We start from the raw sequence: 12,641 nt of genomic DNA on the forward strand, positions 1-12,641 counted from the left end.
GTAGGTTTTTTTTGTAAAAATGCATTCGGTTACAGGATAGCGCAGGATAGGTCCCTTCGCTAGTTTTCTTATCTTACAGCTTGATTCGCCGATCACTGCGAGTCTAATTAAACCAAATTGTAAATCACGGGAAGGAAGTGTTAAATGGATAGAAGATTCTTCTTAAAATCAAATGCATTTTTGTGGATATCAACGTTGCTCCCTCTAGCTACATCGGGGCGAAAAGGCGGAATAGCGTCGTCCTATTTCACATTGAAACCGATTGGTCGCTCTTTACAATTACAGGATTATTTTATTTGGTGCTCATCTCCGATCTGGGGGGATGATGGTAAGGTTCATCTTTTTTATTCACGTTGGCGAAAGGAAAAAGGGATGGGAGGCTGGATCAAAGGTTCTGAGATAGGGCACGCAGTTGCTGATTCTCCCTATGAAACATTCCAACATAAGGATGTTGTTCTACAACCTCGGGAAGGATTTTGGGATAGTACAACCTGCCATAATCCTCTGATAAAAAAGATAGCGGATACCTATTATCTTTTTTATATGGGAAACTCCAATGGAAAAACAGATACGAAGAGGATCGGTGTGGCAACTTCTACAAGCTTGGATGGACCATGGAAACGGAGCGATAATCCCATTTTGTTGCCCGGAGCGGAAGGTGCATGGGATGATCATTGTACCACAAACCCAGCATTTCTAAAAGGTAACGATGGTAAATTTTGGCTGTATTATAAATCTTGGAATACCGCTGAATACGTACAGGATAAAGGTCCTGTTCGAGGAAATCGAAAGTATGGATTGGCCAAAGCTGAACATCCATTGGGACCCTATATGAAAGTATCCGAACATCCGGTAATTGATTTTTCTGATCGTCCTCATAATGCGCAGCTTGAAGATGCTTTTGTATGGAAACAGGATGAACAGTATTGTTTGTTAGCTAGGGATATGGGGTTTTACAATCACGAATATGGATTGATCTTAAAATCATCGGATGGCGTTAAATGGTCTGAACCGCAAGTAGCCTATTTAAATTTATCAACATATATTCAGGAGCCGCCGCCACCCGCAAACTTGAAGCGCTTTGGCAGACTTGAAAGACCTATGATCCTGATGGATAAAAAAACAGATGAACCGCGTTTCCTTTTTGGAGCCACACAGGGTGGTGCCGCCGGTACTTCAACAACATACGTTTTTGAGATCCTGTGAAGATATACCATCGTTTTGTAGACTTTGAGTAAGTAACAGCACAATGGTGCCCTTGTATCTTAAACATCGATGCCAGTGGGCTGGAGGTGCCCACTCATATATTTAAGTATAACCAGAAACAATTATAAGTCAATGAAAAAGATTCTTAGTATGCTCCTCGCAATTTTTGCCTGCGCAGCAGGTCAAGCGCAACAGGCGACCTGGAGCAGTGCCCAGCAGCCCCTAAAAGAAATTGAACAGCTTAAAAAGATTATTGTGGCCCCCTCATTTAGAAATAAAGATTATTCCATCACCGATTTTGGGGCACTTGGAGATGGAAAGACAAAAAATACAGCAGCTTTTAAAGAAGCAATTGAAACGTGCAATAAGCAAGGTGGAGGACGGGTGGTGGTTCCTAAAGGGGTATACTTGACCGGTGCTATTTATTTGAAAAGCAATGTCAATCTTCACGTTAGTGAAGGCGCAACGATACTGTTCAGTAGAGATAGCGCAGATTACCCAATGGTATTCACACGTTGGGAAGGTATGGAATGTGTCAATTTTTCCCCATTCATCTATGCGTATAAAGAAGAAAACATTGCCATTACGGGAAAAGGATTGTTGGATGGAAATGCCGACAATGATCATTGGTGGTATTGGTGCGGTGCGAGAAAATATGGTTGGCATGAAGGCCGCCCTGGCGAACAAAAGCCTGCACGTGCAATTTTGCATCAGCAGATGGCCGAAGAGATCAATCCGCACAAAAGGGTATTTGGCGACGGAAATTTTCTCCGGCCCAATTTTGTACAACCTTATCTATGCAAAAATGTCTGGATTGCTGACGTGAAGTTAATTAATTCTCCGATGTGGAATCTCAATCCTGTCCTATGTGAGAATGTGTTGATTGAAGGAGTGAAAGTGGTGAGTCATGGACCTAATAATGATGGCTGTGATCCCGAAGCAAGTAAAAATGTATGGATCAGGAATTGCTATTTTGATACCGGCGATGATTGTATTGCCATTAAGTCTGGACGAGACGAAGATGGCCGCAATATTGGTCGACCTGCGGAGAATCATATCATCGAAAATTGTGAAATGAAAGATGGACATGGCGGTGTCGTTATCGGTAGCGAGATTGCCGGCGGAGCTAAAAATATTTACGCGCTGAACAATGTCATGGATAGTCCAAATCTAGATCGTGCCCTTCGGATAAAGACCAGTTCAAGTAGAGGCGGTACTATCGAAAATGTGTTTTTTTATAACACACAGGTGGGACAGTATAAAGAAGCTGCTGTGCGTTTTAATATGTTTTATGAAAAGCCCGGAAAACATATTCCGACGATTCGGAATATCTGGGTCGAAAACCTTCAGGTAAAAGGTGGCGGCAAGTATGCTGTGCTCTCCACGGCTTATGAATCGTCACCTGTCACTGGTTTTACAATGGTGAATTGTAAAATTGAAGGTGTAAAAGAAGCCTATAAAGTGGATTACCTAAAGCATGTAACACTAAAGAATGTCATTGTTAATGGGAAGGAAATCAGGTCTTTCGATTAGCATAACCTATCCGTCACGAGAAAATTTAAAGTCCATTGGCCATGAAGTAGCATGTTTTTCATTAAAAAAGAAAGCTCAGCATCGCTAATGCATGAAATAATTATTGATATGATACGAAAGTGTTTGATTTTTTGTTGCTTTTCGATTGCCGTATTTTTACAGAAAACTCTTGCTCAATCCAAGCATTGGCAAGATAATGACCGCACGTTACATTATACCGAAGATCAGGGTGACTTCCTGCTGGTCAATGGGCGATATCGATTTAATCGCGCGCTTTATGGTAATAACCTCGCATCCCGCGTTGAAGCAGGAGATCTACCCGAATTCGCGTTATACATGCCAGGAATGGGCGGTAATCTGCAATTTGTGTTAGGCAACAAGCAACTGCGAAAAAAAATGATTGATGCCGATCACATAGAGACAAGGTATCGACCTGGAGCGATGCACTATCGTATTCAAGATGCTTTATTAGGAAAGGGTTATATTGATATTACTGTCCTGGCGCAGGCCAATGCTGAGGGGATGATCGTAAAACTACAGCCGAAAAACGTTAAATCTGATGTACAGCTGTATGCTATCTATGGGGGAGCGAGCGGACAAACATTCAGTAGAAATGGCGACATAGGCGCTGATCCTGAATCAGGGTTTTACCTTCTTCCAGCGTATTGTGAGCGTAACCACTATAGACTACATAAATATAGTTTTGAGCTCAGGTATCAAAACAGTAAAAATGAGCCGCAGTTTATGCAAGGTAGTTTTTCCGATCTCTCAAAGCTGCGCGTGTCAGATGCTAAGGTTTTGGATGATCTTTCCAATCTGGCGAACCTGGAAAATAGGGGCAGCCCTATTCTTGTGGGAGAATATGATCTGACTGAAAAAACACATTATATTCAAATCGCTAAGGGTAAGCTTTCGGCCACGGAATTTTCTGAAAGCTCCATAGCGAAGATCTTTGAACAAGCAGAACAGAAAAGAGCTTCCTTAGCCGGTCGGGTCAAAATAAATACACCGGATCGCTTTATCAATAATTTGGGTGCAGCATTGTCGGTAGCTGCTGACGGTATTTGGGAATCGCCTACTTTTCTGCATGGTGCTGTGGCATGGCGTATGCGATTGAATGCCTGGCGGGGAGCTTATACAGCAGATGTGTTGGGCTGGCACGATAGGGCGAAAGAACACTTTTCGAGCTACGCCAATTCGCAGGTAATGGAACCAAGCTCCGGCCCCGTAGTGATGGATACCGCATTACACCTCGCACGACATTTGGAGAAAATGGGCACCTCCATGTTTTCCAGTGGCTATATTTCCCGCAATCCCAATAACAATTCTGTCCCCCATCACTACGATATGAACTTGGTCTTTATCGATCAACTATTGTCACATTTTAATTATACCGGGGATGTCGCTTATATCAAAGAGATGTGGCCTATCCTGACCCGGCATCTCAATTGGGAAAAGCGCAATTTTGATCGTGACAATGATGGCCTGTACGATGCCTATTGTGCGATCTGGGCCAGCGATGGATTGCAATATTCTGGTGGGGCTGTCACGCATACGACCGCTTATATGTATCGTGCGTATCAGATGATGGCCAAACTCGCAAAGGTTATCGGTGAAGATGCAAATCCCTATCAACAGGAAGCTAATAAGATTCAACAGGCATTAAAAAACCGACTTTGGCTAAAAGAAAAGGGATATTTCGCAGAATTTCAGGATGCGCTTGGCAATCAGCTTGTACACGAAAATCCGGGTTTATGGACCATTTATCACGCTGCAGATGCTGCTATACTGGATGATTTTGAAAGCTATCAAAACCTGCAATATGTAACTAATTATTTGCCAAAGATTCCTATTCATGTCAACGGACAAGTGCAACAGCACCTGTATACTTTGCCCACGACGACATGGCAGCCCTACACTTGGTCGATCAATAATGTTGCTTTGGCAGAGAATCTACAGACAGCATTGGCCTATTGGCAATCTGGTCGGGCAGATGATGCTTATCAGCTCTGGAAAAGTAACCTCATGGAAAGTATGTACCATGGGATCAGTCCAGCCAACTTTCAGCAGCTTTCCCATTACGATGCATTTAGAGGCGAATTATACCGTGATTTTGCCGACCCTATTGGTGTGGCATCTCGTACCTTAGTCGAAGGATTATTTGGCGTGCATCCGCGTCTATTGGACAAACAATTGTTTATTAAACCTGGTTTCCCATCGACATGGAATCATGCGCGGATCGAATTGCCGCAATGGAGTTACGCTTATAAAAAAGATAACACCACTATTACATTTCAAATTAACACGCGTTATGCAATGCCAGTAAAACTTACGTTGGAAGTTCCAGTAGATTTTACAGCGGTACGTGCCGTGAAGGTCAATGGAAAGGAAGCCAAGTGGTCGCTAAAATCTTCAGCTATTAATAGGCCATATGTCGTGATTGAATCTGACCCTGACAAAGATTTCGATATTTCGATCATCGGTGATGGTCAACTCGAAAGAATAGAAACCAGAAATGTAGAGCAAGCATTCACCGATCATTGGTCAGTCCCCTTAGCTGCTAATACCCAACTGTTGGAAAGCTTCGATCCTCAAGGTCTCATTGTAAACAGCATAGGGCAAAAATTTTCTTTCGTACAGCAAGAGCGGTTAGGGACCTTTTTTGTGAAGCTTCAGCAGGGAGAGATGATTTGGTGGCAAGCCGTTGATATTCGGTTATTACCACCATTGAAAGCAACGATTGTAAAAAAGGGTGCAGGTTATGGGTTAATCGTAGAAAATCGTTCCGTTCACCCGCAGGACCTCAAAATTGAGCATAACAGTTTCCAGGCTCCCTTAAATTTAAAATCTAATGAAGCAAAAGAACTGCAGCTTCCAAGTAGTATCTTTTCGAAAGGAACAAACAACTTTTATCTGCGTGGGAAGACATATCTTCAAAAAATAGATTATACCGATTGGACGATTAAGGATAAACCGAGTTTTTTGAAACAAAATTTATCAAATTATTACAATGCCCGTTTGACAGATATATTTCAACAGCAATATCTTTCGCCGCGACCAGAAGGTCCGACGTTGCAACTCCCTTGGCAAGGGATAGGCAATTGGTGTTATCCATTGACGACGGCGAATATTGATGACAGCGGAATCATGAAAAAAGCCGAGCAGAAGGATCTAACATACCTAGGTATTCCGTTTCAGCTAAAAAATGACTCCAAAAATGTTGTCTTTGTCAGCCAGTGGGATAATTATCCGACAAGCGTCAAAATACCTTTAGCGGGCCAGGCCAGCAAAATGTATCTCTTGGTCGCCGGTTCTACAAATCCGATGCAATCCCAGTTTATCAACGCCAAGATTAAGGTCAATTATACCGATGGAACTTTAGATACGTTAGATCTCATCAATCCTATAAACTGGTGGCCTATCGAACAGGATTACCTCGATGACAACCACGCTTTTGAACTCCCCGATGAACGAATTCCTTACCGAATCAGTTTGAAGTCTGGAGAGCTTTATAAGGGAGGAACCTGGAAGCATTACACCGATATCAAAGGATATAGCAGCAGAGCCATTGAAGGCGGAGCGGCTACCTTATTGGATTTACCGTTAAACGTAAAAAAGACGCTCCAATCCGTAGAGCTTATTGCTGTAGCAAACGATGCGGTCATCGGTCTGATAAGTCTCACTTTAATCCGATAGATAAATTAAGAAATATTAAAATGTACGCCGAAATTTCTAGTAGAAATCGTGCACTGGGGTAGCGTATATCTAAAAATACAATATAGATGAAAAAGAAGTTTAGTATTATTTTCACTTTCCTTATAAGTGCCTTAAATCCTATGTTGGTGTTAGCTCAGCAAGGGACTAAAATTAATCGAGAAAATGTCGTTAAAAGGCATAACGTCTCCAATCATGTTATGGATACTTTAGCATCGCTAACCGTGGGGAATGGTACCTTTGCCTATACGGTCGATGCTACAGGGATGCAATCTTTTCCGATCTATTACAAAAACGGAGTTTCTTTAGGAACGCAGTCTGAGTGGGGTTGGGACGCCTTTCCAAATACTAAGAACTATAAATTTGAGGAAACCTTACAATCTTACGACTTTAACAACGAAGGCCGGAGTGCAAAATATAGTGTGCAGCTGAAGGAGCCAGCGCGTAATGCCGGTGCAGTAAACTATTTTAGAGAAAACAAACATCGCCTGCAATTAGGGAACGTGGGTTTGGAGCTGTATCTAAAAAATGGCCAACGGGCTACGGTCAAGGATATTGAAGGCATTTGGCAGGAATTAAATCTCTGGACCGGTATTATTACCAGTGAATTTCGCATAGAGGGAGAGCCAATTGCCGTAAAAACGGCCGCATATCAAGGAAGTGACCGTATTGCTGTACATGTCGCTTCGCCATTGATTGCACAGCAAAGGCTTAAAATATTTATACAGTATCCTTACCCAAGCGGAAAATTTCTGGATGAAGGTACCAACTATGATCAGGTGAATGATCATAAAACAACCCTCGTAGCGCAAGCGGTAAATGGTGCAGTGATAAATCATCAGTTGCAGGGCACAAGTTATGTTACAAAACTGAATTACTCCCAAGGAACCCTAAAAAATAAGGTTTCGCATTACTTTGTGTACCAACCCGCTAGTACACTGGGAGAGTTTGATTTTTCATTTGCGTTTGCAGAAACAAACAACGATGACGAATGTGGGTATGGGTTTACGGAAGCTGCTGCCGAAAGTACCGATACCTGGAAGCGTTTTTGGGAAAGTGGTGCTGCGGTAGACTTTGCAGGCAGCACAGACCCAAGAGCCAATGAATTGGAAAGAAGAGTTGTACTCTCTCAATACCTGACAAAAGTACAATGTGGCGGAAGCAATCCGCCCCAAGAAACAGGCCTCACTTTTAATAGTTGGTATGGAAAACCACACACGGAAATGCATTGGTGGCATGCTGTGCATTTTGCATTATGGGGACGATCAGACATGATGGAAAAAACATTAGACTATTATTTTAGGACGTTTAAAAAGGCCAGGGCACTGGCCGAGCGGCAAGGCTATCAAGGCGTTCGATGGATTAAAATGTCTGACAACGATGGCCATGAAAGTCCCTCATCTGTAGCTGCTTTTTTAGTCTGGCAACAGCCTCATATCATTTACATGACGGAATTGGCGTACCGGGACAAAAAGAACCTGGATGTCTTGAAAAAATACAAGGACTTGGTGTTTGCAACGGCTGATTTTATGGCTGACTTTGCCCATTATGATCGAGTAACAGGTCGCTATAATATCGGAAAGGGAGTTATTCCGGCGCAAGAAGTATTCAAAGCTTCCGAAACACTGAACCCTACTTATGAGGTTGCTTATTGGGATTGGGCGCTGCGTATCGCCCAACAATGGAAGGAGCGTCTGGGAGAACCAAGGGTGGCAAAATGGGATGAAGTTATTGACAAATTAGCTCCCTTACCAATGAAAGACAACTGCTACCTGGCCACGGAAACTGCGCCCGATTCTTATACTTACGATCGATGGATGACAGACCATCCTGCGGTACTCGGTGCATTGGGCATGGTTCCTGAATCCGCGAAGCTCAATAAAGATGTGATGAAAAATACGCTGGATGTCATTTGGAAGAAATGGCATTGGGAAAAAACCTGGGGATGGGATTTCCCGATGACGGCCATGAATGCTGCTCGTCTAAATCTTCCCAATAAAGCACTTGATGCACTATTTATGAATGCCCAGACCAATACCTATCTCAAAAATGGTCATAATTACCAAGATGGACGGCTCAGAATCTATCTGCCCGGCAATGGCGGTGTGTTAACAACCGTTGCCATGATGCTTGAAGGTTGGGATGCGTCCACAGGTGATCTTCCTGGATTTCCAAAAGATGGTTCATGGGTTATAAAAAAAGAAGGATTTAAAAAAATGCCTTAATAGATGATATAGAAAATAAGAACGATGGCCAAAGGATAGTGTCCCCCTTTGAAAAGCACCGATAGCCTCTGAGTATCAATGTGTCGTTTGGACATATAGCAGTACAGTGCAGGATGATGAAACCGGTTGCATTGTGTAATATTGAATCAACCAATATGATACAATTATAAACCCAAAAGCTAACGCGAGTTGGCTTGAAAATTCATTATTATGAAAAGAAGGTGTCTATTTTCTTTTGGCGCTTTGGCTATGATATTTATTTCTTGCGCTAAAGAGGGGCTTATTTCAAAGCTGGACTGGATTGAATGGATAGCGCACAATGCCACAGCAGACGGTTCTGCATTAGTAGCTTTCCCTGGAGCAGAGGGCTTCGGCCGTTTTGCGAAAGGCGCAAGAGCAGCAATCACGCCAAGCGTCTACTTTGTGACGAATCTGAATGACAGCGGACCAGGCTCTTTTCGGGATGCAGTCAGCAAACCAGGACGTTTCGTTTTATTCAAGGTTGCTGGGATTGTTTACCTCAAATCGAATGTATCCATTGCAGCACATACGACAATTGCAGGTCACACCGCTCCAGGACAGGGCATTGTACTCTATGGAAGAAAGGTCTCTTTTACAGGATCAAATGAAACGATAGCACGTTTTCTTCGCATTAGGCTTGGAGCCAATGCAGGGGCAGGAAAAAATGATGATGCTTCTGGTATTGCAAATGGAAAAAATATCATGCTCGATCATATGTCTTTCTCTTGGGGCTTAGATGAGGTATTTTCCATTAATTGGGATAATAAAGGAAATGAACCGGATAGTATCACCATTCAAAATTCGATTATTGGTCAAGGCCTGCAGCGCCATAATCATTCCGCTGGCGGATTGATACAGACTAGTGGAAAAATATCGATTATCAGATCCCTTTATCATAGTAACAAAACTAGAAATCCAAAAGTCAAAGGAGTCAACGAATTTGTGAACAATGTTATCTATAACTTTGGGAATGCAAATACAACCTATCCGGATCATGCAATATCTGCCAATGCCTATATTCTAGGAGGAGAATCCTCCGGGGAGTCTAATGTGACCATATTGAACAATTATTTTGTTGGTGGGCCGTCAACACCCAAGACCAAAACAACGCCGTTCTCGCGAGGAAACGGCAACTTTAACCTCTATCAGTCGGGTAATTACTTTGATAACAATCAAAATGGCATATTGGACGGGCAACGCATTGAAGCGAATGAAATCTGGTACCCGGGCATTGCCGCAGAGAATTTTAAAACCATCGACGTTTACACGGCCTATCCCTCTGTGAGACCAAAATTAAGTGCCAAAGATGCCTATACGTACCTGATCAATAACGTCGGTGCCATATTGCCCCAAAGAGACCAAGTAGATGCTTTTTTAGTCACTGAGCTACAAAGTAAAGGAACTTTGGGATTTTATACCTATCGGGAATCTGACCTTCCCTTGGAAAATGGCGGTTTAGGTTATTATGAGAGCGCAGATATCCCGTTGGATTCAGATGGAGATGGAATACCGGATGAATGGGAGGAAAAGTTAAAGCTGGACAAAAACAATCGTGCGGATGCACTGCAATTAAGTACTCAGCAGTTGTTCAAAGGTTACCTCAATCTCGAAGCCTATTTGATCCTGCTTGCTCAGAAATAAATATAGTTTAGTTCCCGATCATCAAACTCCAATTATAAACCAATGCCATTATTAACAAATTGGCACATTTAATTTTTATGAAAAGACTATTCATCTATGTTATTAGTGTCTTTTTAGCCTGTACATATTCCTGCTCCAAAAAGGAACTTGTATCGCACTATGAGAGACCAGATTGGCTGAAAGGCAATGTGTGGGAGGTTTTGGACAATCGCAAAGAATTTACCATTTTTTTAAAAGCGGTTGAACGTGCTGGTTTTAAAGAAATATTGAATGGCAAAACAATTGTATCTGTCTTTGCGCCCAGCGACCCTGTATTTTTAAGCTATCTGAAGGATAGAAACCTAGCCTCGATAGATCAAATCCCAATCCACGAACTAAAAAAAATGATCGGTTACCATCTGATCTATTATTCGTACGATAAAAATAGACTGATGAATTATCAACCGCAGGGGAGTCAAAATCTGCAACCAGCTTTTGCAGGACTGTATTACAAACACCGCAGCAGAAGTCAAGATTCCATCAGTGAAGAAATGGATGTAACCGATGGAATTGTCAAAAAAGTATATCATAAAGACAGGTTTGTTCCAGTTCTTTCTGCGACCCATTTTCAAACTAAAGGAATTGATGCAAAGCAGAATTATGAATATTTTTTTGGAGCAGATAGCTGGTCAGGAACAACTGGTTTTAATGTCTCGAATGCAGGAGTTACGGAATATGATATTCCTGCAGATAATGGTTATGTGTATGTGATCGATCAGGTAATTGCGCCCTTACCTACTGTTTATGAACGATTGGATCATAGTACAGCCTACAAGGATTTCTTGGCTGTTTACGACCGTTTTCGAACTTACACGTATGATGAACAGGCGAGTATGAATTATGCAGCTGCAGGAGAGTCCTTATTTTTAGTTCACCATGGTGCTTTACCTGCGATTGCTTCGGAATGGTCATATAATGGTGAGTCAGGTACTCCAGACTATGCCAATCTTGGCGATCTTTCCTATAAAGCGTTTAATGTATTTGCGCCCAATAACCAAGCATTGTCGACTTTCTTTAATCAATATTTTAAATCATATTATCCGTCGATGAAGGAGGTAGATATGTTGCCTTTGGCAATGATGCTACGTAACCACGTATACGCTGGAAATATAGTCTTTCCTGCTGAGATCGGTAAGAATCCCGATATCAAAACAGTCGATGGAATTCCTATTGTTTTCAATACTCAGTCGGATGTAGGAGATAAAGCGATTGCCTCTAATGGAACATTCTATGGGTTAAATAAAGTGTTAATTCCGGAAGCTTTTAATAGTGTGACTGGCCCCGTGTTAGTCAATCCAAAATACAAAATTTTCATGTACATGCTCCATAACTCGGGTATGTTCAAAACACTCACGAGCAAAGATATACGTTACACACTGTTGATTCCTTCTGATGAAGAAATACTCAGTACGCTTTATGGCGATAGTTATATCTTCTGGAATGAAGGTAACCCCTTTGTATTTGGAGACGAAGAAGTCCAAATTCAAAATAACGACGGTGTTAAGGTGGCAATGTCGCAACGGCAACAGGAACTTTTTGTTTCGGACCATATTGTATATGATGATATCACAAGTTTATCTGCTGCCAAAGTTTACCGCACCCGGAATCCATACAACTATATCTTCACGAAAAATGGCAACTTATATTCAACAGCGACATACAATAGCAACGAGCCTGTGTCTGTGTTGCCACTTGCAGGCAATTGGTATAATGGGAAAAGTTATGAAGTAGCGCAAACGGTACTGGGTGAAACGCGGACTATTAAGTTTACACTGATTGGTGCTGAAACAAGTAGCAATCCGCTAAATAAATATGCCGAATTTTCGAAGTTATTGGCTAAAGCAGGGATGATAGATGCAGGCAGCTCGCTGTCCTTTCTTTTTGGCAATCGTTTTATTCTGTTCGCCCCGGATAATGCCACAGTTTTGTCGGGCCTAGCTGCTGGCCTGATTCCAACAGAGAAGACAGCCTTGGCAGAATATCTTAAATCTTATTTTGTTTCCGTATCCGACAATTCTATTGGCGATTATCCTTTCCCCGGTTTCGGTGTTCAGGGAACCTGGAATACCACACGAAGAACAGGGTATAACCTTTATCGGCAAATTACCCTAATGGATTACGGGACGGGACTGAGTTTGGAAGATTCAGATGGGACGCACATTTCAATCGTAGACTATCTGCCACAAGTATTTAATGATGGAGCTGTCTATCATATCAACAAACTTTTAAAGCCATAGGCATGGTTTCATTCGCGTTGATTCA

At 42.2% G+C, this 12,641-nt stretch carries 6 protein-coding genes; all 6 read left to right on the forward strand.

Translation table 11 applies throughout. The features are described 5' to 3' along the window. The first annotated feature begins 144 nt into the window (after positions 1–144). Positions 145–1,206 (forward strand): glycoside hydrolase family protein, encoded by a 1,062-nt coding sequence (locus B2W36_RS21010; protein WP_293889442.1) that lies wholly within the window; start codon positions 145–147, stop codon positions 1,204–1,206. Positions 1,207–1,338: 132 nt separating this feature from the next. Continuing rightward, positions 1,339–2,739, forward strand: coding sequence for a glycoside hydrolase family 28 protein (locus tag B2W36_RS21015; protein WP_293882849.1), 1,401 nt, complete (start codon positions 1,339–1,341; stop codon positions 2,737–2,739). Between the two features lie 108 nt (positions 2,740–2,847). Next, positions 2,848–6,435 carry a DUF4450 domain-containing protein gene (locus B2W36_RS21020; RefSeq protein WP_293889443.1) on the forward strand — a complete coding sequence of 1,196 codons (3,588 nt, stop codon included), beginning with the start codon at positions 2,848–2,850 and terminating at the stop codon, positions 6,433–6,435. An 86-nt stretch (positions 6,436–6,521) separates the two neighbouring features. Further along, positions 6,522–8,678 carry a hypothetical protein gene (locus tag B2W36_RS21025; RefSeq protein WP_293889444.1) on the forward strand — a complete coding sequence of 719 codons (2,157 nt, stop codon included), beginning with the start codon at positions 6,522–6,524 and terminating at the stop codon, positions 8,676–8,678. A gap of 210 nt (positions 8,679–8,888) precedes the next feature. Beyond that, the gene (locus B2W36_RS21030) at positions 8,889–10,340 is read left to right on the forward strand and encodes a hypothetical protein (RefSeq protein ID WP_293889445.1); all 1,452 of its coding nucleotides are present in this window, start codon (positions 8,889–8,891) and stop codon (positions 10,338–10,340) included. Positions 10,341–10,417: 77 nt separating this feature from the next. Then, positions 10,418–12,616 (forward strand): fasciclin domain-containing protein, encoded by a 2,199-nt coding sequence (locus B2W36_RS21035; protein ID WP_293889446.1) that lies wholly within the window; start codon positions 10,418–10,420, stop codon positions 12,614–12,616. The last annotated feature ends 25 nt before the right edge of the window (positions 12,617–12,641 follow it).

The sequence above is a fragment of the Sphingobacterium sp. UBA3549 genome (assembly GCF_002376635.1).
Classification (GTDB): domain Bacteria; phylum Bacteroidota; class Bacteroidia; order Sphingobacteriales; family Sphingobacteriaceae; genus Sphingobacterium.